The sequence below is a fragment of the Nocardiopsis sp. iso_237 genome, assembly GCF_056173345.1.
On sequence record NZ_CM149669.1, the window covers coordinates 3,474,569 to 3,495,405 of the forward strand.

The following is a 20,837-nucleotide window of genomic DNA, read 5'->3' on the forward strand; positions in this document are numbered from 1 at the left end:
GTGGGAGAGCGATGAGTGAACGCACAGCGACCGTCGTCGGCGGAGGACTCGCGGGCCTGGCCTCGGCGGTGGGGCTGGCCCGGTCCGGGTGGCGCGTACGGGTGGTGGAACGCCGCCCCGCGGTGGGCGAGGTGGGGGCGGGGCTCGCCCTGCCGCGCAACGGCGTCGGGGCCCTGAACGCCCTGGGAATCGAGGAGGAGGCCGTCGACCAGGCGGGCCACCGCACGCTGGCCACGGGGTTCGTGGACACCCTCGGACGCCGGATCCTGACCCTTCCCGACACCGACCCCCGGGTGCGGCGGGCCACGACCATCTGGGGGTTCCACCGCCAGGCACTGCACGCCCTGCTGTACCGGGCCGCGCTCCGGGAGGGCGTGGAACCGGTGGACGGCGCCCGGGTGACGCACGTGTCGGCGGGGCGGCCCGGAGGTGAGCCCGCCGTGGTCCGCTGGCAGCGGGACGGCGGCGAGCACGAGACCGAGGCCGGTCTGGTGGTGGGCGCGGACGGCATGTGGAGCGCGGTGCGGGGAGCACTCCGGCCCGAGGTGCGCCCCCGCTACAGCGGAAGCACCAGCTGGCGCGCCCTGCTGCCCGTGAGCGCCCTGGAGGGGACCGGGCTGGACGGCCGCCTCGTCGAGTACTGGGGGCCGGGATCGGAGTTCGGGGTGATGCGGGTCAGCGCTGAGCATGTGTACTGGTACGGGTACGTACGCCAACCCGAGCGGACCGTCTTCGACGACGAGCACGCCGCGGCTCGGGAGTACTTCGCGGACTGGGCTCCCGAGGTGGTCTCCCTGATCGACGCCACCGCGCCCGACCAGCTCATGCGGCACGACGTCCACCATCTGCCGGACGGCCCGGAACGCTACGACCACGGGCGGGTGGTGCTGGTGGGGGACGCCGCCCACGGTGCCCTGCCCACGATGGGCCAGGGTGCCGCCACCGCGATGGAGGACGGCGCCACCCTGGGACGACTGGCCGGACCCGCCCGTGAGGGGGATCTGCGGCGGGCCCTGGCCGAGTTCGACGCCCTCCGGCGCCCCCGGTGCCGGGCCATCGCGAAGCAGGCCCGCCTCATCGCCCGTGTGGGCGCGGACCTGGGTGGCGGTTGGAGGCAGGGGCTACGCAACGCGACCCTCCGGCTGATCCCGGCCGGTGCCCTGGTCACTTCCGCCATGGGAGCCGTGGAGTGGTCCCCGCCCGAACCCCTGCGCCCCGCCTGAGTACCTCTCCGGCAGGACCCGGTGCCACCGGCGAGCCATCGTCGGGGGAGCGGCACCGACGACACCGAACCCGATCACGTGGGACTGATGACACCCGCGACATCCCGTCCAAGGACACCGAATCGGCCCTGCCGAGGAAAGTTTGTCAGTTTCACCCTTCAGAGAACATTGAGCCCACAAGACAGCAACATTGCAGGCTGCGGGCATGCCGCACTCATGCGCACCGAGGCCGCGGCGTAAGGAATCTTCACCTGACCAGCCCGCAGATCGATTTTCCGATTTGCGGTCAGTGATCATGAGGTAAATTCACTGTCAAGTTAGAGGTAATCAGACCCGCAGATCACAGAATGAGGACGCGCATGTCCATGTTGATGCCGACAGCGGTGGTCGAAGGAATCACGCTGCCCGTGATGCCGTTTCGCGAGACTGCTGTAGTGGGGACCATAGGCCTGCCCACGCTGCTCCAGATGGTCCACTCGCCCAAGCGAGAGGAGGACCCTCGTGCCATGAAATACCAGAGTGGAGCCACCCGACGTCATGCGGAGATCCGCGCCCTCGTGCAGCGCATGATCAAGTCCACGAACAAGGGGAAGAACGTCCCTGAGTACGCCGAGTACATCGCTTCCGGAATCAAGGGCGAGTACGGTGAGGGTTGGTCCACACCTCCGGTCACGCTGTGGATTCCCGCAGATTCGGATGGTGATTCCGTTCTTGTCGGGGACCATGAACTTGTCGAAGGCACCGGCATTCGCAACATCACCGTTCTCAGCGGCACTCCGGTCGTGGCGATCGACGGGGAGACTCAGGTAACCGCGCTGCACGAGCTCTACGACTCTCCCAACGCACACGGCCTCACCATGGGACAGCTCCGCGCTGTCCGTATCCCCTTCGAGCTGTACTGGGGGCTCACGGTGGAGGATGCACGCCAAGTTTTCTACGACCGCAACGTGAAGGGCGTGCCTGTGGCCAAGAACCTGGCCATGAGCATGGACCAGCGTGACCTCGGCACTCAGATCGCCCATCGCATCGCCGCCAAGCTCACTGTCGAACATGAGGGTGAGCGCATCGCTTTTTCCAAACTGGTACAGGCGCGGAAGCGCCAGCTCGGGAAGAACGATCCCGAAGTGATCACCTTGTCTGGCCTTCGCGCCCTGGTCATTACCACCCTCTTTGGACGCAGCGGAATTCAGATGACGTCCAGCAATGTGGATGAGAGCGACATCCCCAACGGCGTGATGGAGAGCGAAGCTCGTGATGCAGTCATCGAGTTGATCAGCTCGATGATCAGCGATCTGTTCCCCCACTTCCTGGACCGTTCGGCGGTTTCCACCCCGGCTGTGCTCGCTGGGCTCGGTGTCGCTGGCCACCAGGCCATGCCGTGGGCAGATGGCGACAGGATCGACCCTGACAGGTTCCGCGAGCTGCTTGCAGGAATCCAGTGGGAGAGAAGGGCCTCCTACTGGGATGGAATCGCTGGCAGAGCTACGGGGAGTGACGACGGCATCAGCTTCGCTGGCGGTGTGAAGGATTCTGGCGGCCGGGTCGCCGACGCGATTCTCTATCCTCGAACGATTCCCGGCAAGAAGATTCGCGGTCACGCTTAGCCTCTGATGGAGGACTCATCCTTCGACAGCAGGATGCAAGGCGTTCGTGTGTAGGGTCGACGGGTCAATTCCGTTGCCAGGAGGGCGCTGCCCAGCCTAGGGTCGCGGTTCATGACAGATCCCCGCGTTGACCCGCCCTACGTCACCGACGAACGCACCATGCTGGAGAACTGGCTGGAGTGGCACCGACAGACCCTCGCGGTCAAGTGCCAGGGCCTCACCGACGAGCAGCTGCGCGAACGCTCCACTCCGCCCTCACCGATGAGCCTGCTGGGACTGGTGCGGCATATGGCCTACGTGGAGCACATGTGGTTCCGCGTGGTCCTGGAAGGGGAGGAGTACCACTCACCGATCAAGGAGCTCGACAACCCGGACGGTGACTTCCTGGACGTCGACACCGCCTCGGTCGAGGAGTCCTTCGCGGTGTGGCGCTCCGAGATCGACGGCGCCCGTAGGGCGTCGGACGGGCTCTCCCTCGACTCCGTCGGGAAGCGCCAGCGGCACGGCGAGGACTGTTCGCTCCGGTGGATCCTCGTCCACATGATCGAGGAGTACGCCCGCCACAACGGCCACGCCGACCTCATTCGCGAGCGCGTCGACGGGGCCACGGGGGAGTAGCCCTCAGCCTCGGAGGACGTCCCGGGAGACCGCCGCGAGATCGGCGGGACTGCCGCCCATGATGAGGGCGGCGTGTTCGGTGACGGCCTCGATCGGCCAGTCCCACCAGCGCGCCTCCAGCAGCAGCGCCACGTCCGGCTCCGGGAAGCGGGACCGGATGTGGCGCGCGGGGTTCCCGCCCACCAGCGCGTAGGGCTCCACGTCCCTGGTGACCACGCTGTGCGCGGCCACGACCGCGCCGTCACCGATGCTCACCCCCGGCATGACCGTGGCGCCTCGGCCGAGCCACACGTCGTTGCCGATCCGTGTGTCCGGCGGTGCCGGGATCGACAGGTAGGTGTCCAGGGTCCGTTCGGCCCACTCTCCGCCGAACATGGTGAACGGGTACGTCGATGGGCCGACCGTGGGGTGGTTGCCCGCGGGCATGAGCAGGGTGACCCCGGGCGCGATCGCGCTGAACCGGCCGATCACCAGGCGCTGCGGCCCGTAGTTGTACAGGACGCACGCCTCCTCGAAGGGCACGCCGCCGCCCTCGTCGTCGTAGTAGGTGTACTCGCCCACCTCGATCAGGTCGGAGGTGACCTGCGCCCGGAGGAAGACGACGTTGGTCAGGTCCGGGCGGGTCGTGGGGTGGAGGCGGTTCGGGTCGGGCGCGGGCACGGGGCTCCTCGTTCACGGGCGGTCGGTTCGGTGGCGGGCCGGGGCTCAGGAGAAGGACTTGGACAGGTCCTTGACCACGGTGCGCTCGGGTACGAAGCGGACCAGGCGGGCGTCGTCGGCGTAGTACCGGAAGTCCGGGTGCCACCTGCGCTCGTCGTCGCCCAGGTACCTCCGGAGCTTGCGTCTGCTCAGCGCCGGGTCGAAGGGCACCACCTCCGCGACGCCGCGCATGATCACCTGGAGGAACTCGTGGCGTTCCAGGTCGCAGGTGTCCACCACCACGGCTGTGCGCGGGTCTCTTGCCAGGTGCCGGGACATCACCGCGTACTCCCCGGTGATCCACCAGAGGACCCCTCCCTCCCACAGGAACCAGACCGGCCGGACGGTGGGCGCTCCGGAGGCGTTGACGGTGGCCACGCGGGCCACCAGCGGCTGGGAGAGGAAGGCGTCGACGTCGAAGGGGTGCTCTGGCTGAGGGGTGCCGGTCATGCTTCCAGACTAGGTTTCCGGTCGGCCCGGCGACAGTACCGGGTGTTCGGTTGTGGACGAGTCCCGGTGGCCCCATGGCCGACCCGCGTGCCGTCGGGAGCCAGCCGAACCCGTGCCAGGCTGGCTCCATGACGAAGCGACGACTCACCATCGAGTGGGATGACGACTCCCCCCAGCGGTACCGGAAGTTCGCCAACGCGCTGTGGGGGCTCTGCGAGTTCGCCCTGCCCGGACGGTTCCGGGTGGTCCACGACGAACACACCACCGCGCAGGAGCTGAACAACGACTACGACGCGACCGGCCGCATGGTCCGCTGGGAGTGACACCGGGAGGTCAGGGGGTCACGGAGTGGCTGACCTGGGCGGTGTGGGTCACCCATCCGTGGTCGGTCCGCTGGTGCAGCAGGAACGCGGTGGGCCCGGTCTCGAACCCCGGCGGGCCGTCCCCGTCCCTCTTGAGGACGCTCTGCCGGTACGTGCTGGGAGCGGTGGAGAGCACGCTCCCACCGAAGCCGGTGGTGGTCTGCCGGTGTACGTGTCCGGCCATGACCCGCGCGACGTTCGGGTGGTGGGCCACCACCGCCTCCAGCTCCGCGCCGTCGTCCAGCCGCATCCCGTCCTGGAACGGGAGGCCGAGGGGCACCGGCGGGTGGTGGACGCACACGAGGGCCGGGACGTCTGGCCGACGGGCCAGGACCGTGTCCAACCAGTCCAACTGCTCGGCTCCCAGCAGCCCTCCGGGGGCACCTGGGACGAGGGAGTCCAGGACCACGAGGGTGAGCTCGGGGTACTCCACCGCGTAGTGGGCGCTCGCACCCCCGCCGAGGTGGGCACCGCCCCCGAAGGCGGCGACCAGGTTCTCGCGGTCGTCGTGGTTTCCGGTCACCAGGAACAGGGGGAGCGGGAAGCCGTCGACGATCTCGCGGAGGAGTTCGTACTCCTCCGGGGCGCCGTGGTCGGCCAGGTCCCCGGAGACGACCACGCAGGTGGGCGGCGGGTCCAGGGTCAGTACCTGGGCGAGGGCCCGGCGCAGACCGGCGGCGGGTTCGGCGGCGCCCGTCACCAGGTGGGGGTCGCTCAGGTGCGCGACGGAGACGGAGGTGGATCCGGAGGAAGGGGTCATGACGGACACAGTGCCCCAGCGGGTGCCCCTCGGGCAACAGGGTTCGCGGTCAGCCGTCCAGCCCGGGCGGGGCGACGGTGAACGGTGTGGCCCGCCACTGGTCGACGGCCGGGTTCAGGTACTCGGCCAGCGTGGGCAGCTTCGGGACGAGTTCGAGGGCGGCGATCACCCGCAGGGCCCCCACGGCGTTCACGAAGGCCAGCACGTCCCGGTCGAGCTCACGCGTGCCGGCGCGGCGGGCCCCTCGGTCGTAGGCGGCCTCCAACTCGGGGCCGAGCGCGGCCAGGTCCCACTCCACCGGTCCGAGCGAGACCAGTTCGAAGTCGGCGTAGCGGTCCCCGTCCAGGGCGGAGAAGATGTTCGCGGGCGGGGAGTCACCGTGGACCGGCTGGAGCCCGACCCCGGGGTAGGCCCGCTCGAACACCTCCCGTGAGGAGGCGATCGGCTCCAGGAACCCCCATTCGGCGCGGGCCCGCTCCAGGTCGCGCGCGGAGATGAGGTCGGGGCTCTCCTCCAGCCGCTCCAGTGCGGCGGAGAGGGAGTGCGGTTCGGCCGCGCCCAGGAACTCCAGCTCCCCCGGATAGTCGCGCAGGGCGGCGTGCAGCGCGGGGACGCTCTCGGCGTTGGCGACGTAGTCGGGCTCGCCGCCGCGCCGCTCCTCCACGTACTCCCAGAACGTGATCGAGAAGCCGTCGCGCTGGACGGGCGCGCACGGCACCAGCGGGCTGGGGCGGAGCACCGGGGTGCCCTGTTCGTACAGCCACCGGGTGACGTCGAGTTCCGCGCGTTGGCGGGCGCTGACGGAGTCCGGGGTCACCGAGTCCGGCAGGACGGTGGGGACACGGGCCACGACCGGCGCCGGCGCCAGGTGGACGACCACGGAGAAGAGGTCGTGCAGCACGCGCGGGTCGGTCACGGTGAGCCCGAGGGCGCGCCCGGCCCCGACGACCGCGTTCACGGCGTCGGAGGTGCGTTGGGCCAGCTGTTCGGGGGTGAGGAATGCGGTCACGGGCCGATCATGCCACGTCAGGGCGCCGGGTTGGAAAACCTTTTTGTTGCCCGGGGCCGCCCCTCCACAATGGTGGGATGGTCGACCGACACTTCTCCGCCCCGGACCTCGCCGAGCTCTACGACCACTTCAACCCCTGGCGGAGCAGCCCGCAGGACGACTTCTACCTCGACCTCGTGATGGACGCCCGTACCGTCCTGGACGTGGGTTGCGGGACCGGCAAGATCCAACGGGTCGCGCGCGAGCGCGGGCACACCGGCCGTCTGGTGGGGCTGGACCCGGCCGACGCGATGCTGGAGGTGGGCCGCCGGGACCGCGACGACGTCGAGTGGACCCTGGGCGACCTGGTCTCCGGGCCCTACGACGGTGCGGCGGACGGCCCCTTCGAGGACGAGTTCGACCTGGTCCTCATGTCCGGGCACGCCTTCCAGGTGTTCACCACCGACGAGGACCTGCGCGCCAACCTGACCGCCGTCCGGCGGGCGCTCACCCCTGACGGGCGGTTCGTGTTCGAGACCCGCAACCCCGCCTTCCGGGTCTGGGAGGCCTGGGTTCCCGAGCGGGTGCGGACCGTACGCGGACCGGAGGGCCGGGACGCGACCTGCACGCACCGCCTGCGCGGGGTGGACGGCGAGCTGGTCACCTTCACCTCCGACTACCGGGTCGAGGGGTGGCCGGAACCGCTGGTCAGTCGGAGCACGCTGCGGTTCCTGGACGCCGACCGCCTCAACGGCTTCCTGGCCGAGGCCGGGTTCGAGGTGACCGCGCAGTACGGCTACTGGGACCGGAGCCCGCTCACCGACGCCAGCATGGAGATCATCACCTTCGCCCGTCCCGCCTGAGCGGGCCACGGCATCGGGGCGGCGATGAACGCCGTGTTCGACGGCGTGGAGGCCGCCTGGGGCGGAGGGTGCCCCTCACGGGCCCTCGGCGGGGCGGGATACTGGTGGTCGAGCAATCCCACGAGGAGGCGTCCGTGTTCTTCTTCTACAGCAGCCGTCTGGGCTGCGTGACCTCCCTGCTGCTCTCGGCCGGGCTGACCCTGCTGGTGCTCTACCTGCTCGGCTGGATCTAGGACTTCCCACCCCTCACGGGCCCTCCCGGCCCAGGCGCGGCAGCCACGGATGGTGGGCCCCGTGGACCAGTGCGAGCGCCTCCGCCAGCCACCACCGCTGGTCGGCGTCCAGTACCGCCAGCGCCGCCGCGAAGTCCGCCTCGTCCTTGGGCCGCAGTCCCGTGGCCTTGTACAGCAGTTGGACCTCGGGGGTCAGGTAGGGCAGGCCCTCCGGCGTGCGCCGTCCCAGCTGGTCGAGGGGGAGTCTGATCCGGGCGTCCCTGCGGGAGACCCACGCGTCCCCCTCGGATTCGTCCAGCATGAACTGGAGCCGCCAGGGTTCGGCCGGACCGGAGCGGCACCAGACGTCGTGGACACCGGTGGGCAGGGTCTCGCCCGCCCGCCAGGGGCGGAGTGTGCCGGGTGGGTCGGCTGCCCACCACTCCCAGTCAGGGAGCACCTTCTGGACGGTGTGCTGGTCCCGGCGGAGCAGCAGCACGTCGGTGTCGGCGTGCTCTCGGAACCGGTGGCCGACCGCCAGCGCGATGGCGTGCCCGCCCGCGATCCACCACGGGACCCTCGCCCGGGCGAACCGCGCGGCGACTTCCTCGGGAGACAGCGGGTCCCAGGGAGCACCCGGGTCCGCGCTGTCGCTCACGTCGGCACGTCCGAGGCGGCGCCGATCTGGCTCCCCACCCCGTCCAACAGGGCGTTGAGGCCGAACTGGAAGCTCTCCCAGGACTCCTGTTCGAGGTAGGGCTCATCGGGGTCGGCGTTGTCGAAGGCTCCCTGCTCGGTCATCACCGTCAGGGTGGGGAAGCGCTCGGAGAAGTCCTCGACGATCTCCTCCAGCTGCGCGGAGCGGGCGAACCACCACTGGTCCTCGGGCTGTCCGGTGACGGCCTCGGCCTGGCGGGCCTCGGCGGCGGTGCGGACCGTGCCCCGGACCAGGTTGACGATGCTGTTGTAGGCGCCCCCGACGGCCTTCGCGGGGAGTCCGGCGCCATGCAGGACGGCGGCCAGGGACTCGAAGAGCCGGTACTCGTTGGGGCCCAGGACCGGCCGGGCGGCGGAGATCTCCAGGGTCCAGGGGTGGCGCAGGTGGAAGCGCCACAGCTGACCGGACCAGGCCAGGACCTCCTCGCGCCAGTCCGTTCTGTCGGTACCCCCTCCTAGGCTCGCGGGTGCGGGACCGGTGGTGTCCTCCCACTCACGGACCAGCTCGGCGAAGGAGTGGTCGTACATGAGGTCGATGAGTTCGTTCTTGCTGGCCACGTAGGTGTAGAGGGACATGGCGGTGCGGCCCAGGCGTTCGCCCACGGCCCGCATCGACAGGGCCTGCATGCCCTCGGCGTCAGCGACCTCGATGGCGGTCTCCACCACCAGGTCCACGCTCAACTGGGCGCGGGGGCCGGGCCCGGTGCGCTCGGCCGGTTCGTGGTCGCGCCACAGCAGCTGCATGGAGCGACGGGGGTCACCCTGCCCGGCGTAGACAACCACTTGCATCTCCTTATGGAATAAACTAACGTTCGCTGGCTGTTAGTTTACCGCATAAGGCTTTCCGAGGATCCTGAGGAGCAGCTTGTCTTCCGAACCCACCACCCTGGCGGACACCCACGACACCATCCAGGTCCGAGGGGCCAGGGAGAACAACCTCGACAACGTCTCCGTCGACATCCCCAAGCGAAGACTGAGCGTGTTCACCGGACTCTCCGGCTCGGGGAAGTCCTCCCTCGTCTTCGGGACCATCGCCGCCGAGTCCCAGCGGTTGATCAACGAGACCTACACCGCCTTCCTCCAGTCCTTCATGCCGAGCGTGGGCCGCCCGGACGTGGACGCGCTGCGCAACCTCAGCGCCGCGATCATCGTGGACCAGGAGCGCATGGGCGCCAACGCGCGCTCGACGGTGGGCACCGCCACCGACGCCCACGCCATGCTGCGCATCGTGTTCAGCCGGGTGGGCACCCCCCGCCTGGAGCCCGCGAGCGTGTTCAGCTTCAACAACTCCGAGGGCATGTGCCCCGAGTGCGAGGGGCTGGGCCGCACCAACCAGATCAACGTCGAGGAGCTCTACGACCGCGACCTGTCCCTGAACGAGGGCGCCATCACCGTCCCCGGTTTCGCCGTGGACAGCTGGTACTGGCAGATCTTCGCGACCTCGGGCCTGCTGGACCCGGACCGGAAGCTGCGCGACTACACCGAGGAGGAGTGGCACAGCCTCCTCCACCAGCCTGTCACCAAGGTGAAGGTCGGGAGCAGCAACCTGACCTACGAGGGCCTGGTCCCCAAGATCAAGCGGACCTACCTGGCCAAGGAGCGGGAGAAGATGCAGACCGGCATCCGCGCGTTCGTGGACCGGGCCGTGGTCTTCTCGATCTGCCCCGAGTGCGAGGGTACCCGGCTCAACGCCGCGGCCCGCGAGGTGAAGGTCAACGGACGCACCATCACCGAGTGCGCGTCCATGCAGATCAGCGATCTCGCGGAGTTCGTACGCGAGATCGACGACCCCTCGGTGAAGCCGCTCGCGGACACCCTCGGCCACACCCTGGACTCGCTGGTGGAGGTCGGCCTCGGGTACCTGAGCCTGGACCGGGAGTCGGGCACCCTGTCCGGAGGGGAGGCCCAGCGGGTCAAGATGGTCCGCCATCTGGGCTCCAGCCTCAGCGACATCACCTACGTCTTCGACGAGCCCACCGTGGGCCTGCACCCGCACGACATCGAGCGGATGAACACCCTCCTGCTCGGCCTGCGTGACAAGGGCAACACCGTGCTGGTGGTCGAGCACAAGCCCGAGACCATCGCCATCGCGGACCACGTCGTGGACCTGGGGCCGGGCGCCGGACCCACCGGCGGCACCGTCACCTACAGCGGTGACGTTGCCGGACTGCGCGCCTCCGGCACGCTCACCGGGCGCCACCTGGACCACCGGGCGCGGCTGCGGGAGGAGGTGCGGACCCCGAACGGGACCATCCCCATCCGCGGGGCCAGCACCCACAACCTCCGGGACGTGTCCGTGGACGTCCCGCTGGGCGTACTCACCGTGGTCACCGGCGTGGCGGGCTCGGGCAAGAGCTCGCTCATCCACGGGGCGCTGCCCGGCCGCGAGGGCGTCGTGGTCGTGGACCAGTCCGCGATCCGCGGGTCGCGGCGCTCCAACCCGGCCACCTACACCGGACTGCTCGACCCGATCCGCACCGCCTTCGCCCGCGCCAACGGCGTGAAGCCGTCCCTGTTCAGCGCCAACTCCGAGGGCGCCTGCCCGGAGTGCAAGGGCGCCGGGGTGATCTACACCGACCTGGCCATGATGGCCGGGGTGGCCACCACGTGCGAGAAGTGCGAGGGGCGCCGGTTCAAGGCCGAGGTCCTCGAACACAGGCTGCGGGGCAAGGACATCAGCCAGGTGCTGGCCATGTCCGTGGTGGAGGCGCGCGACTTCTTCGCCTCGGGCAACGCCCGCGTCATCCTGGACCGGATGTACGACGTCGGTCTGGGGTACCTGGGCCTGGGGCAGCCGCTCACGACCCTGTCCGGCGGTGAGCGCCAGCGGCTGAAGCTGGCGATCTCCATGGCCAGGAACGGTGCGGTGTACGTGCTGGACGAGCCGACCACCGGTCTGCACCTGGCCGACGTGGACCGGCTGCTGGCGCTGCTGGACCGCCTGGTGGACGACGGCAACACGGTGGTGGTGATCGAGCACCACCAGGCCGTCATGGCCCACGCCGACCACGTGATCGACCTCGGCCCGGGGGCCGGGCACGACGGCGGCCGGGTGGTCTTCGAGGGCACCCCGGCCGAGCTGGTCGAGAAGGGGGAGACCCTCACCGCCCGCCACCTGCGCGCCTACCTGGGCCGCGAGGGATAGCCGGCGACCGTGAAGGGTCGGGCCCGCCGCCGGAGAACCTCCGGTGGTGGGCCCGACCACGTTCCCGCTCCCGGGGTCAGGGCGCCACGGGGGCGCCCCTGCGGGCGCGGGCGATCACGTAGTGCAGGACGCCGCCCAGCAGGGCGCCGAAGATCCACACGAACCCGGACCAGGACGCGAGGGCGGGCAGCCACACCGCCGTCACCGAGAACACCGAGGCCAGGCAGAAGGCGGACAGCGCGCGCAGGTTCCAGCCCCGGGTGAAGTGGTACTCCGATCCGGGGTCGGCCGAGTACAGGGCCTCCAGGTTCAGCCGCTGGCGTCGCAGCAGGTAGTGGTCGGCGACGATGATGCCGTACAGCGGGGCCAGGACCGCGCCGAGGGTGTCCACGAACGACGCGATGCCGATGTTGTCGATGTAGGCCACCCACAGGGCGCCCACCACGAAGCCCACCGAGGCGGTGATGAGCCCTCCGGTGCGGGCGCTGATGACCGAGGGCGCCAGGTTGGCCAGGCCGTACGCGGGCGGGATGAAGTTGGCGACCAGGTTGATGCCCACGGTGGCGACGAAGAAGGTCAGCGCCGCCACCACGGTCAGCCAGATGTTGTCCACGCGCGCGACGATGTCGGCCGGGTTGGTGAGCGCCTCCCCGTACAGCACCGAGCTCCCGGCGGTGATGACCAGGGTGAGGAACGAGAACAGGGCCAGGCTGACCGGCAGCCCCCACAGGTTGCCGCGCCGCATGGCGCGCTCGGAGCGGGTGAACCGGGCGAAGTCGCCGTAGTTGACGACCACCGCCGCGAAGTAGGCGACCATCGTGCCCACCACGGCGGAGAAGGCCGCGATCGTGCCGCCCGGGTAGTCGCCGTCCCCGGCGAACACGGTGCCGAGCTCGGAGAGGAGGTCGCCCCCGGCCATGGCCCACAGCGCGATCATCATGGCGATCATGACCGCGTACACCGCTGGTCCGGCCCAGTTCAGGAACACGCCGATCGACCTGATCCCCCGGCTGAACAGGGCCAGCTGGACCACGGCCACGATCACGTAGGAGATCCAGCCCACGGCGGACAGGCCGAGGAAGGTGCCGTCGGGGCCCGGGCCGAACAGGGCCGTGATGAGCAGCGCCATCGCCGTGGAGGCGAAGTAGGTCTGGGCCCCGTACCAGAACATGGCGGTGATGCCCCGGATGAGTGTGGGGAACTGGGTGCCGTGCACGCCCATGCTGGCGCGCGCCATGACGGCGTAGGGGATGCCGTAGCGCACGCTCGGGCGGCCGACGAGGTCGCAGAGGAACATGACGATGAGCCCGGCCAGGATGATCCCGGCGAACACCGCCCAGCCGTTGAGGCCGTAGGAGATGAAGAGCGTGGCGGCCAGCGTGTAGCCGAACAGGCTCTGGATGTCGTTGGTCCAGACGTTGAAGATCTCGAACGCGCCCCAGCTGCGCCTGCTCCGGGGCACGGGGGCGAGGTCGTCGTTGTGCAGCGAGGGGTCGGGGGAGTGGACGGTCAGGTCGGTGCCGTCGGGGCCGACCGCGGAGTCGGTGGACGGTGGGTGCGCGGTGTCGCTCATGGGGGTCCTCACGGGGGGATGGGGCTGGGCGGGGTCAGATGTCGGCGCGACGGCCCCTCTCCGGCAGTTCCTCCACGGTCAGGCGGCGGAAGGTGCCCGAGTCGGCGTCGTGGACCCAGCTGCGCCCCACGCTGGTGGCCAGGTAGGCGTCGCTGGGGTCGTCGATCTCGGCCTGAGGGTGGCGGCGCAGGATCCAGGCGCGCATCAGGACCAGGTAGAGAACGAAGGCGACCGGGAAGCCGATGACGTAGGCGTGGTCGGGCTGCCACAGGGACACGCCCGAGGCGCCGAACCAGGCGATGAGCGCGGCCGGGTTGACCCCCCTCGCGTACCGGTACTGGCCGTGGGGGTCGTACAGGGCGGGCACGTTGAGGCGACGCCGGCGCAGCACGTAGTAGTCGCAGATCATGATCCCGGCGATGGCCGCGATGAAGCCGCCGTAGTAGCTCAGGAAGGTGAAGAGGTTGTCCAGCAGCAGCCAGGGCATCACGGCGGTGCCGACCACCCCGGCGAGCACCACCCCCGACCGGTAGGACAGGTGGGGCGCGGCCGCGTTGACGAAGTTGAGCGCCGCGGGCACGACGTTGGCGGCGGTGTTGGTGGACCACTGGGCCAGGACGATCATCAGCAGCAGGACTCCGAGGACGAAGCCGGTGCTCTGGCCCTGGATGACGTCGACGGGGTTCCACTCCCCGGTGACGATGAAGGAGACCGCGCCGATGAAGGAGATCCAGGCCTGCATCATCGGCAGGGCCACGAAGTGGGCGGTGAGGACCGCGCGGTTGCGGCGCAGGAAGCGGCGTTCGCCGGGGGCGGTGCGCACGAAGCGGGTGATGCTCGGGATGTCCACGGCCAGCGGCGCCCACACGACCATGTTGATCAGGAAGAACGCCACCAGGGACAGGTCGCCGCCGGAGGCGAAGGTCCAGATGTTGGTGCCCTCCAGGTCGGCCACCCCGTCGAGCGTGTAGTACATCCAGATCGAGATGACCAGGATGCACGGGGCGGCGACGGAGGCCAGCCGTTCGACCGCCTTGATGCCGAGGGCGACGTTAGCGATCTGCACGACCAGGAACAGGGCGTACCAGAGCGGCCAGGAGGAGAACCCGGTCCAGTACTCCACGAGGCCGTTGATGGCCAGGGCGCCGATGTAGGTCTGGATGCCGAACCAGCAGGCGGCGACCACCCCGCGCGAGACCGAGGGGATGTGGGTGCCGATGGTGCCGAAGGGGGCGCGCAGGAACACCGCGAAGGACAGGCCGTGCTCGGTGCCGATGTCGGCGGTGAGGGTCATGACGACGGCGAGGGCCATGGTCGCGGTGAGCACCACGAGCATGACCACGGGCAGGGAGAGCCCGCCCTCGACGCCGTTGGCGCCGTACTGGAAGGTGACGATGACGATGGCCAGGGCCACCCACATCCAGACGAAGCCCAACAGCGAGATCGGGCGCTGGTTGAGCCAGGTGGGCAGGATCGACTCTTCGAGCAGGTGGTTGTGGGGCTGCTGGCTGTTCTGACGGGGGGTGGAGGTGTCCATGGGCCTGTGCTCCTCCGGAAGGGGGTCAGGGGTGATGGGGTGCTTCGAGCGCGGGGCTCAGCGGCCAGTGGGTGACGGCCTTGGGGCGGGGAGCGGCGAAGGTGCGGACCCGGCTGGTGGTGAGGCCGAGGCCCACCAGTGACTCGGCCAGGGCGACAGCGCTGGTGAGGCCGTCCACGACCGGCGCTCCCGCCGTGTCCTCGGGGGTGAGTTCCATCCCGGCCATGCCGCCGCAGCCGAGGACGATCACCTCGGCTCCGTCGTGTTCGACGGCGGCCCGGGCCTGGTGGGCCACGGCGCGCGCGGCGGCGGTGGGGTCGCTCTCCAGTTCGAGGACGCCCAGGCCGCTGGCGCGCACCGAGGCGCATCGGGTGTGGAGACCGGCCAGGGTGAGGCGGTCCCGGATCATGGGGACGGTCCGGTCCAGGCTGGTGACCACGGAGTAGCGGTGGCCGAGCAGGCAGGCGGTGTGGGCCGCGGCCTCGGTGATGTCGATGACCGGGGTGGGGCAGAGCTCCTGGAGGCCCTCCTTGCCGTGGTCGCCGAAGCCCGCCTGGATGACGGCGTCGTAGGGGCGGTCGTAGGTCATGACGCGGTCCATGACGGCCACGGCCGCCAGGTGGCTCTCGAAGTTGCCCTCCACCGACGCGGGGCCGAAGCGCGGGGTGAGCCCCTCGACCTCCGTACCGGGCCGGGCGACGGCGCGGGCCCGTTCGGCCAGGGCGCGGGTGATGGCCGTCGAGGTGTTGACGTTGACGATCAGGAGGCGCATGCGGTCCCTTCGTGAGGCCGTGCGGGGGTGACCCCGCCCACAATTGAAGCTATTACTTCAATATCGCTAAAGCCATCACTTCACAAGACCGGCATCTATACTTAACACGCCATGGCTGACTTCACCGAGAACCCCGCGCCCCCACGGTTCGACGAGCGCAGGATCGGTGAGCGCATCCGCGAACTGCGCACCGCGCGCGGCCTGTCCCTGCGTGAGCTGTCCGGACGGTTGGAGATCAGCGCGAGCGCGCTCTCCCAGATCGAACGGGGCAAGATGCGCCCCTCGGTCACCCGGCTGTACCAGATCATGGGTGAGCTGAACGTGCCCATGGCCGCAGTGTTCGGCCCCGACGAGAGCACCCCGGCCGCGCCCGACGCGTACACGACCCCCATGGGGGAGGCGCCCGGTCCGCGCTGGGAACCCGGCGACACCGCCATGGGCCGCGTCGCGGTGACCCGGCGGGACGAGGCGGCCACCCTGGAACTCGGCCACGGGGTGCGCTACCGCCGCCTGACCCCGGGCCCGGTCCCGGGGATGAACTACTTCGAGTCCGTGTACCCGCCCGGCTCCTACTCCAGCCAGAACGCCGAGTACGTGCGCCACCGGGGCCACGAGATCGGCAACGTCGTCAGCGGGGCGCTCACCGTGGACGTCGGGTTCGACACCTACGAGCTCCGACCGGGCGACTCGATCACGTACCCCTCCACCACCCCGCACCGCATCTCGAACCAGGGCGACAGCGACGCCGTCGCCATCTGGCTCAACCTGGACTGAGCCCGGGCGGCGCGTCGTTCCGCCCGCGGTTCTCAGGGCAGTGCGTCGAACCTCGCCCGGGCGCGCTCGACGTCGGGCATGGTCTCGGTGGTCCAGCGCAGGAGCGCGTCGACGAGGTCCTGGAGGGTCCTGCCCAGGGTGGAGATGCGGTACTCCACGGCCAGCGGCCGCGTGCTCACGATGACCCGGTCGACCATCCCGTTGCGCTCCAGGCGGCGCAGGGTCGCGGTGAGGGACTTCTGGGTGACGACGGGGATCGCGCGGCGCAGCCCGTTGAAGCGCAGGGGTTGTTCGCACAGGCAGTCCAGCACCTGGAGGGACCACTTGTCGAGCGTCTGGTCGAGGAGCTCGCGGTGTTCGGCGGTGATCTGGGGGGCGGGCTGGCCGGTGGCGGTTTCGTGCATGATACCTGGTCTCGTTGAGGTTCCCTTTGGCCACCTAGTAGACATGGGATACCTGCAGAACGCCAACCGGAGGTACCTTCCATGTCCGTGCAGCTGCTCTCTCCCGAAGGCCTGTTCCAGCCTGTTCCGTACCACCACGTCTCGATCGGCACCGGCAGCCGCCAGGTGCACGTGGCCGGTCAGATCGCCCGCGACGGCGACGCGAACCGTCTGGCCACCGGGGACCTCACCGGCCAGGTCGAGATCGTCCTGCGCCACACCGCTCGCGCTCTGGCCGGTGCGGGGGCGACGTTCTCCGACGTCGTGCGCCTGCGGTTCTTCGCCGTCGACTGGAAGCCGGAGAAGGCCGACGCCTTCATGAAGGGCATCGAGAACGTCACCGAGGAGCTGGACCTTCCGACCCCGCTTCCGCCCACGTCGCTGATCGGCGTGGACTACCTCTGGGAGCCCGACGTCCTCGTCGAGCTGGAGGCCTTCGCCGTCCTGGACTGACCCCGCCAGACCCCGGTCAGTGGCCCCCGCTCCGTGGAGCGGGGGCACCCCGACGGGATTCCGGTCAGTCCTCCTCGGGTGCCTCGTCGACAGGCCGAACCCTGCTGGCGAGCCGGTAGTCGACGCGAACGTCCTCGTAGACCGTCCCGGTCTCGACGGGCCTGGGAACGCCCGATCGCTCGCTGCCCGCGACACCCTCCGACCGGGGGCTTCCCCGGTGTCGGGATTCGACCTCCGGCACCTCGCGGAACGTCAGTTCTCTCGCGGTGACGGACGCTCCGATCTCCACGTCGTACTCGGGTTCCTTCCGGGTGCCCATGGTGATCACCCCCGATTCACCGGTCGCCCTCGCCACCGGAACGCCGCACCGTGTCTCCCGCCCACTTCGCGGCACTGCTCAACACGTTCGCGGCGGTCCTCGCGGCTTCCCCCGCGCTCTTCGCGGCGGCCTCCGCCCTCTTCGCGGCGGCCTCCACGGATCTCACCGCGTCGTCGGGGAGCGAGTCGGCGTCCTCAGCCGGGGCGTCCGTGTCGTCAGCCCCTGGAGCGTCGTCGGGCGCCTCGTCATCGATGTCCGGGTCGGGTTCGTCCGTCGCCCCCGTGTCCGACGTGTCGTCCTGTGCGGTGTCCCCGGTCCCGGGGAGGGCGTCCTCGACCGTGCTCGCAGCGCCTGAGCCGACGTCCCGCGCGGTGTCTCCCGCGACCTGGCCCACGTCCCCCACCGCACTTTGGGCGCCCGATCCGACGTCCTCCACCGCACTTTGGGCGCCTGACCCGACGTCCTCGACCGCACTTCCAGCACCTGACCCGACGTCCCTGACGGCGCCGCCGGCACCCTCGCCCAGGGCTCCGACGGCCCGACCCGTGCCGCTGCCCACCTCTTCGAGGCTGGACTCCACACCGCGGGCCACGTGTTCCAGGACCTCCGGGTTCGTGTCGACGGTGTGCAGGACCCGCGCGATGATCTCCCGAACGTTGTCGAGCCTGACCTTGAGCAGGGCCTCGGCCTCGACACCCTTGATGTTCAGGTGGACGCGGCCGAGTCCGACGTCCGCTCCCACCTTCAACTTGAGCAGGTCCAGGACCTCGGCCTGGAGTGAAACGGAGGCGACCAGGTTGTCGACCTCGAGGTCGATCTCGTCGACCTTCAGGTTCGGGACTTCGAGGAGGACGTCCGTGTCGCTGCTCGCTGCCGGGCCGCCGTCGGATTCGCGGCGGGGCTCAGGAACCGCCTCCGCACCCACACCCTCCGGTTCGAGGTCCTGCGAGGTCCTCCCGTTGTCCTCGTGTGTGATTCCTCCGGTCTTCGGAGTGTCTTCCACCTTTCCCACAACCTTCCACGCGGCTGGGCACACCCAGCGGTCCCAACGCCCTCCGGGGGTGTCTTCGTACGGTCGGCCTCGGTCACGGACTCCGGTGTGGAGTGTTCCGTCGGTCGCCGTTGTGGGAGTCGATGAGAGCGTGTGCGCCCCATGTACCCGACGCCAGCGTCGGGAAACTGTTCCTCCTGCTCAGAGCTGGTTTCAGCCGAATGGGAGGGCTGTTGGACACCGGGGTTCCCCAGCCGTGCCCGGGCGCCGCGCGATACTGGCCCGCATGACGACTCAACCTTCCGGTCCCGTGCCGTTCTCCCGTATCAAGATCCGTGTGGGGGCACTGGTGTTCTGCGGAGACGAGGTGGCACTCATCCGGCGCGACCGTCCCGGGTCGGTCCACTACACACCGCCCGGCGGGAACGTCGAGCCGGGCGAGGACCTGGACGTCGCGCTCCGGCGCGAACTGGCCGAGGAACTGGACCTGCGCCCGCACCAGGCCACCGCGCCGCAGCTGCTGTGGGTGGTGGACCAGCGCGTCAGCCGCCCGGGAACCACGCCGCCACCGCGCAAGCTCCACCTGATCCACCGCCTGCACGTCACGCCCGAGGTACGCGACGTGCTGGCGGTGGAGGAGTACGACGAGCAGCCCGGTGGCGGGCACGAGATCGGATTCGTGGAGTGGGTCGACTACCGGAGCGCCGCTGACCTGCCGATCTTCCCGCTGATCGGCCCGGCACTCGCGGCCTTGCCGCACCCGCGCGCGGTCGTCGCCGACGCCGCCCTGCCAGCGGTCACCGACGACGACTACGTGTGGGTCTAGCCCTCCAGGACCTTCTTGAGGTCGGCCAGCCAGGAGCGCCAGTCGGCCTTCCACTCGGCGGCGCGTTCGGCGGTGGCGATGCGGGTGTGCTCGATCCCCACCGAGGACTTGCCGTCGCCCTTGGACTGGAAGGTGACGGCGATGCGGGTGTCCTCGGGAAGGTCCGCGGTGAAGCGCCTGCCCGGCTTCGAGGTGCGCTCGGCTGCCTCGACCGGGAGCCAGCGGGTGCGCAGGTCCGGGTCGCTGAAGGCCTCGAACAGCTGCTCGACCGGGACGTTCACGGTCTTGCTGGCGCTGGAGGCGAACCCGTCCTTCTTCTGGCCGGGCACGCGGAGTCCGCGCTCCTGCTCGTAGGCGACGGTGACGGTCTGCGCCCACCAACCGGGCACGTCCTGCTCCCCGACCAGCCACGCGGCGATCTCGGTGTGGGTCCGGGAGGTGGCGCCCCAGGCGTCCAGCAGCGCGAACCACGCGTCGTAGTCGCGGCCGGTCGCGTCGGCGACCTTGGCACCGGAGACGCGGTCACGGATGGTGGCGGCTCCCGTCCCCTGGGCGGGGCCCGAGGGCGCGGGGTCGGAGATCAGGTGGGACCGGGCGGCGGTGTAGCTCTCGCCGGTCTTCTCCATGCGGGCGCGCACGTTCTGCTTGAAGGACTTCTGGCTGGTCATGACGGCTCCTCGGCGGCACACGGCGGAGCCCACGCCCCCGTCGCCCGCCGGAAGGGCTGTGTTCGTCAGACCGGCGTCCCGAGGACTCCAGGGTCCCCTTTGCCCCCGCGGTGCCGACGGCGTGGGCGCCGGGGCCGGAGGTTGGGCGCGGGACCGCGCCGCCCTCCACGTTACCCCGGCTGACGCTCCGTCACCACCCTTTCCAGATCATGCCCGGTGGGCCCGCAGGACGGTGTCGTGGGTGTGGTGCGATCCCGTGGGAGCGGGGACCACCCGGGCGCGGGTCTCGTTGACGGTCACGGTCCAGTCGGCTCCGAGGAGCTCGGCCACCTCGGCGGGCTGGTAGTAGTCGGCGGGAGCGTGACCGTCGTCCAACCGCTCGGGCAGCGGGGTGATGTCGTGGCCGACGAAGAGGAGGGTGCCTCCCGGTGCGACCGAGGCGAGCAGGGCGCGCAGTGCGGTGTGCTCGGGCTCGCGCGGGAGCGGGAAGTAGTGCACGGTCACCAGGTCGAAGGCGTCGGCCGGGGGCGGCGCGGAGGTCAGGTCGCCCTGCTTCCACGAGACCCGGCCCCGGACGTCCGTGCTCGCGGCCGCCGCGCGGTCGAGGGCCACGCGCGAGATGTCGACCCCGGTGACCATCCACCCCCTGCGGGCCAGCCAGAGGGCGTCCCCGCCCTCACCGCAGCCCACGTCGAGCGCCTGGCCGGGTGGGAGGTCGGCCAGTTCGGTGACGAGGACACCGTTGGGGTCGCCGCTGAAGAGCTGTTCCCGGCTGCCGTACCTGTCGTCCCAGAACCGCGCGTCCATGTTCGTGCTCCTTGGTGGTGGGGTTCGGAGGGG

At 70.2% G+C, this 20,837-nt stretch carries 24 protein-coding genes; 10 read left to right on the forward strand and 14 right to left on the reverse strand.

Translation table 11 applies throughout. The features are described from left to right. Nucleotides 1-11: 11 nt before the first annotated feature. From AC0VYM_RS16000 to AC0VYM_RS16010, 3 genes are all read left to right on the forward strand, one after another. Nucleotides 12-1,223: an FAD-dependent monooxygenase gene (locus AC0VYM_RS16000; protein ID WP_475452875.1), complete on the forward strand. Its 1,212-nt coding sequence runs from the start codon at nucleotides 12-14 to the stop codon at nucleotides 1,221-1,223. A 359-nt stretch (nucleotides 1,224-1,582) separates the two neighbouring features. Beyond that, nucleotides 1,583-2,827 (forward strand): DNA sulfur modification protein DndB, encoded by a 1,245-nt coding sequence (locus AC0VYM_RS16005; protein ID WP_475452877.1) that lies wholly within the window; start codon nucleotides 1,583-1,585, stop codon nucleotides 2,825-2,827. 111 nt (nucleotides 2,828-2,938) lie between these two features. Next, nucleotides 2,939-3,445, forward strand: a complete 507-nt coding sequence (locus AC0VYM_RS16010) for a DinB family protein (RefSeq protein WP_475452879.1) — start codon at nucleotides 2,939-2,941, stop codon at nucleotides 3,443-3,445. A gap of 3 nt (nucleotides 3,446-3,448) precedes the next feature. On the opposite strand, the gene AC0VYM_RS16015 is transcribed toward AC0VYM_RS16010, so the two are convergent. Next, nucleotides 3,449-4,105: a CatB-related O-acetyltransferase gene (locus tag AC0VYM_RS16015; RefSeq protein WP_475452881.1), complete on the reverse strand. Its 657-nt coding sequence runs from the start codon at nucleotides 4,103-4,105 to the stop codon at nucleotides 3,449-3,451. 45 nt (nucleotides 4,106-4,150) lie between these two features. After that, nucleotides 4,151-4,594: a pyridoxamine 5'-phosphate oxidase family protein gene (locus AC0VYM_RS16020; RefSeq protein WP_475452883.1), complete on the reverse strand. Its 444-nt coding sequence runs from the start codon at nucleotides 4,592-4,594 to the stop codon at nucleotides 4,151-4,153. 128 nt (nucleotides 4,595-4,722) lie between these two features. Here AC0VYM_RS16020 and AC0VYM_RS16025 point away from each other — a divergent pair, with 128 nt between their 5' ends. Beyond that, nucleotides 4,723-4,917, forward strand: a complete 195-nt coding sequence (locus AC0VYM_RS16025; RefSeq protein WP_475452885.1) for a hypothetical protein — start codon at nucleotides 4,723-4,725, stop codon at nucleotides 4,915-4,917. Between the two features lie 10 nt (nucleotides 4,918-4,927). Here AC0VYM_RS16025 and AC0VYM_RS16030 read toward each other — a convergent pair whose 3' ends face one another. Together AC0VYM_RS16030 and AC0VYM_RS16035 are read right to left on the reverse strand one after the other, a co-directional pair. Further along, nucleotides 4,928-5,716: a phosphodiesterase gene (locus tag AC0VYM_RS16030; protein WP_475452887.1), complete on the reverse strand. Its 789-nt coding sequence runs from the start codon at nucleotides 5,714-5,716 to the stop codon at nucleotides 4,928-4,930. A gap of 49 nt (nucleotides 5,717-5,765) precedes the next feature. After that, complete coding sequence (locus tag AC0VYM_RS16035) at nucleotides 5,766-6,725, reverse strand: phosphotransferase (RefSeq protein ID WP_475452889.1); 960 nt, start codon at nucleotides 6,723-6,725, stop codon at nucleotides 5,766-5,768. A 77-nt stretch (nucleotides 6,726-6,802) separates the two neighbouring features. On the opposite strand from AC0VYM_RS16035, the gene AC0VYM_RS16040 reads away from it, so the two are divergent. Next, entirely contained in the window at nucleotides 6,803-7,567 is a 765-nt protein-coding gene (locus tag AC0VYM_RS16040; RefSeq protein WP_475452891.1) for a class I SAM-dependent methyltransferase, read from the forward strand. 104 nt (nucleotides 7,568-7,671) lie between these two features. Further along, a complete protein-coding gene (locus AC0VYM_RS16045; RefSeq protein WP_475452893.1) occupies nucleotides 7,672-7,800 on the forward strand; it encodes a hypothetical protein in 129 nt (42 codons plus the stop codon). Nucleotides 7,801-7,813: 13 nt separating this feature from the next. On the opposite strand, the gene AC0VYM_RS16050 is transcribed toward AC0VYM_RS16045, so the two are convergent. Both AC0VYM_RS16050 and AC0VYM_RS16055 read right to left on the reverse strand, forming a co-directional pair. Next, on the reverse strand, nucleotides 7,814-8,437 hold the full coding sequence (locus AC0VYM_RS16050; protein ID WP_475452895.1) for a nucleotidyltransferase domain-containing protein: 624 nt from the start codon (nucleotides 8,435-8,437) through the stop codon (nucleotides 7,814-7,816). Then, nucleotides 8,434-9,279 carry a TetR/AcrR family transcriptional regulator gene (locus AC0VYM_RS16055; protein ID WP_475452897.1) on the reverse strand — a complete coding sequence of 282 codons (846 nt, stop codon included), beginning with the start codon at nucleotides 9,277-9,279 and terminating at the stop codon, nucleotides 8,434-8,436. Before AC0VYM_RS16055 ends, AC0VYM_RS16050 begins: the two co-directional genes overlap by 4 nt. Before the next feature lie 82 nt (nucleotides 9,280-9,361). Between AC0VYM_RS16055 and AC0VYM_RS16060 the strand changes: the two genes are divergently transcribed. Next, on the forward strand, nucleotides 9,362-11,641 hold the full coding sequence (locus tag AC0VYM_RS16060; RefSeq protein WP_475452899.1) for an ATP-binding cassette domain-containing protein: 2,280 nt from the start codon (nucleotides 9,362-9,364) through the stop codon (nucleotides 11,639-11,641). A 76-nt stretch (nucleotides 11,642-11,717) separates the two neighbouring features. On the opposite strand, the gene AC0VYM_RS16065 is transcribed toward AC0VYM_RS16060, so the two are convergent. The 3 genes from AC0VYM_RS16065 to AC0VYM_RS16075 are packed head-to-tail and all read right to left on the reverse strand — an operon-like array spanning nucleotide 11,718 to nucleotide 15,523. After that, nucleotides 11,718-13,214, reverse strand: coding sequence for an NCS1 family nucleobase:cation symporter-1 (locus tag AC0VYM_RS16065; protein WP_475452901.1), 1,497 nt, complete (start codon nucleotides 13,212-13,214; stop codon nucleotides 11,718-11,720). A gap of 34 nt (nucleotides 13,215-13,248) precedes the next feature. Then, nucleotides 13,249-14,751: an NCS1 family transporter gene (locus AC0VYM_RS16070; RefSeq protein WP_475452903.1), complete on the reverse strand. Its 1,503-nt coding sequence runs from the start codon at nucleotides 14,749-14,751 to the stop codon at nucleotides 13,249-13,251. 25 nt (nucleotides 14,752-14,776) lie between these two features. Continuing rightward, the gene (locus AC0VYM_RS16075; protein ID WP_475452905.1) at nucleotides 14,777-15,523 is read right to left on the reverse strand and encodes an aspartate/glutamate racemase family protein; all 747 of its coding nucleotides are present in this window, start codon (nucleotides 15,521-15,523) and stop codon (nucleotides 14,777-14,779) included. Between the two features lie 111 nt (nucleotides 15,524-15,634). Between AC0VYM_RS16075 and AC0VYM_RS16080 the strand changes: the two genes are divergently transcribed. Continuing rightward, nucleotides 15,635-16,297, forward strand: a complete 663-nt coding sequence (locus AC0VYM_RS16080) for a helix-turn-helix domain-containing protein (protein WP_475452907.1) — start codon at nucleotides 15,635-15,637, stop codon at nucleotides 16,295-16,297. Between the two features lie 32 nt (nucleotides 16,298-16,329). On the opposite strand, the gene AC0VYM_RS16085 is transcribed toward AC0VYM_RS16080, so the two are convergent. Continuing rightward, on the reverse strand, nucleotides 16,330-16,701 hold the full coding sequence (locus tag AC0VYM_RS16085) for a winged helix-turn-helix transcriptional regulator (protein ID WP_475452910.1): 372 nt from the start codon (nucleotides 16,699-16,701) through the stop codon (nucleotides 16,330-16,332). An 81-nt stretch (nucleotides 16,702-16,782) separates the two neighbouring features. Between AC0VYM_RS16085 and AC0VYM_RS16090 the strand changes: the two genes are divergently transcribed. Next, nucleotides 16,783-17,193 carry a RidA family protein gene (locus AC0VYM_RS16090; protein ID WP_475452912.1) on the forward strand — a complete coding sequence of 137 codons (411 nt, stop codon included), beginning with the start codon at nucleotides 16,783-16,785 and terminating at the stop codon, nucleotides 17,191-17,193. A gap of 64 nt (nucleotides 17,194-17,257) precedes the next feature. Here the strand turns inward: AC0VYM_RS16090 and AC0VYM_RS16095 are convergent, their stop codons facing one another. Continuing rightward, complete coding sequence (locus AC0VYM_RS16095) at nucleotides 17,258-17,512, reverse strand: hypothetical protein (RefSeq protein WP_475452914.1); 255 nt, start codon at nucleotides 17,510-17,512, stop codon at nucleotides 17,258-17,260. Between the two features lie 16 nt (nucleotides 17,513-17,528). Continuing rightward, nucleotides 17,529-18,515, reverse strand: a complete 987-nt coding sequence (locus AC0VYM_RS16100; protein ID WP_475452916.1) for a hypothetical protein — start codon at nucleotides 18,513-18,515, stop codon at nucleotides 17,529-17,531. A 274-nt stretch (nucleotides 18,516-18,789) separates the two neighbouring features. Between AC0VYM_RS16100 and AC0VYM_RS16105 the strand changes: the two genes are divergently transcribed. Next, nucleotides 18,790-19,329 (forward strand): NUDIX hydrolase, encoded by a 540-nt coding sequence (locus AC0VYM_RS16105; RefSeq protein ID WP_475452918.1) that lies wholly within the window; start codon nucleotides 18,790-18,792, stop codon nucleotides 19,327-19,329. On the opposite strand, the gene AC0VYM_RS16110 is transcribed toward AC0VYM_RS16105, so the two are convergent. Both AC0VYM_RS16110 and AC0VYM_RS16115 read right to left on the reverse strand, forming a co-directional pair. After that, nucleotides 19,326-19,997, reverse strand: coding sequence for an SRPBCC domain-containing protein (locus AC0VYM_RS16110; protein ID WP_475452920.1), 672 nt, complete (start codon nucleotides 19,995-19,997; stop codon nucleotides 19,326-19,328). The two genes, AC0VYM_RS16105 and AC0VYM_RS16110, sit on opposite strands and share 4 nt — an antisense overlap. Before the next feature lie 207 nt (nucleotides 19,998-20,204). After that, nucleotides 20,205-20,804 carry a class I SAM-dependent methyltransferase gene (locus AC0VYM_RS16115; RefSeq protein WP_475452922.1) on the reverse strand — a complete coding sequence of 200 codons (600 nt, stop codon included), beginning with the start codon at nucleotides 20,802-20,804 and terminating at the stop codon, nucleotides 20,205-20,207. Between the last annotated feature and the right edge of the window lie 33 nt (nucleotides 20,805-20,837).

Coding starts and splice junctions, on each gene's coding strand:
- AC0VYM_RS16000 (WP_475452875.1), top strand. CDS start 12: ATGAGTGAACGCACAGCGACCGTCGTCGGCGGAGGACTCGCGGGCCTG.
- AC0VYM_RS16005 (WP_475452877.1), top strand. CDS start 1,583: ATGTCCATGTTGATGCCGACAGCGGTGGTCGAAGGAATCACGCTGCCC.
- AC0VYM_RS16010 (WP_475452879.1), top strand. CDS start 2,939: ATGACAGATCCCCGCGTTGACCCGCCCTACGTCACCGACGAACGCACC.
- AC0VYM_RS16020 (WP_475452883.1), bottom strand. CDS start 4,594: ATGACCGGCACCCCTCAGCCAGAGCACCCCTTCGACGTCGACGCCTTC.
- AC0VYM_RS16025 (WP_475452885.1), top strand. CDS start 4,723: ATGACGAAGCGACGACTCACCATCGAGTGGGATGACGACTCCCCCCAG.
- AC0VYM_RS16030 (WP_475452887.1), bottom strand. CDS start 5,716: ATGACCCCTTCCTCCGGATCCACCTCCGTCTCCGTCGCGCACCTGAGC.
- AC0VYM_RS16040 (WP_475452891.1), top strand. CDS start 6,803: ATGGTCGACCGACACTTCTCCGCCCCGGACCTCGCCGAGCTCTACGAC.
- AC0VYM_RS16065 (WP_475452901.1), bottom strand. CDS start 13,214: ATGAGCGACACCGCGCACCCACCGTCCACCGACTCCGCGGTCGGCCCC.
- AC0VYM_RS16070 (WP_475452903.1), bottom strand. CDS start 14,751: ATGGACACCTCCACCCCCCGTCAGAACAGCCAGCAGCCCCACAACCAC.
- AC0VYM_RS16075 (WP_475452905.1), bottom strand. CDS start 15,523: ATGCGCCTCCTGATCGTCAACGTCAACACCTCGACGGCCATCACCCGC.
- AC0VYM_RS16080 (WP_475452907.1), top strand. CDS start 15,635: ATGGCTGACTTCACCGAGAACCCCGCGCCCCCACGGTTCGACGAGCGC.
- AC0VYM_RS16085 (WP_475452910.1), bottom strand. CDS start 16,701: ATGCACGAAACCGCCACCGGCCAGCCCGCCCCCCAGATCACCGCCGAA.
- AC0VYM_RS16090 (WP_475452912.1), top strand. CDS start 16,783: ATGTCCGTGCAGCTGCTCTCTCCCGAAGGCCTGTTCCAGCCTGTTCCG.
- AC0VYM_RS16095 (WP_475452914.1), bottom strand. CDS start 17,512: ATGGGCACCCGGAAGGAACCCGAGTACGACGTGGAGATCGGAGCGTCC.
- AC0VYM_RS16105 (WP_475452918.1), top strand. CDS start 18,790: ATGACGACTCAACCTTCCGGTCCCGTGCCGTTCTCCCGTATCAAGATC.
- AC0VYM_RS16110 (WP_475452920.1), bottom strand. CDS start 19,997: ATGACCAGCCAGAAGTCCTTCAAGCAGAACGTGCGCGCCCGCATGGAG.
- AC0VYM_RS16115 (WP_475452922.1), bottom strand. CDS start 20,804: ATGGACGCGCGGTTCTGGGACGACAGGTACGGCAGCCGGGAACAGCTC.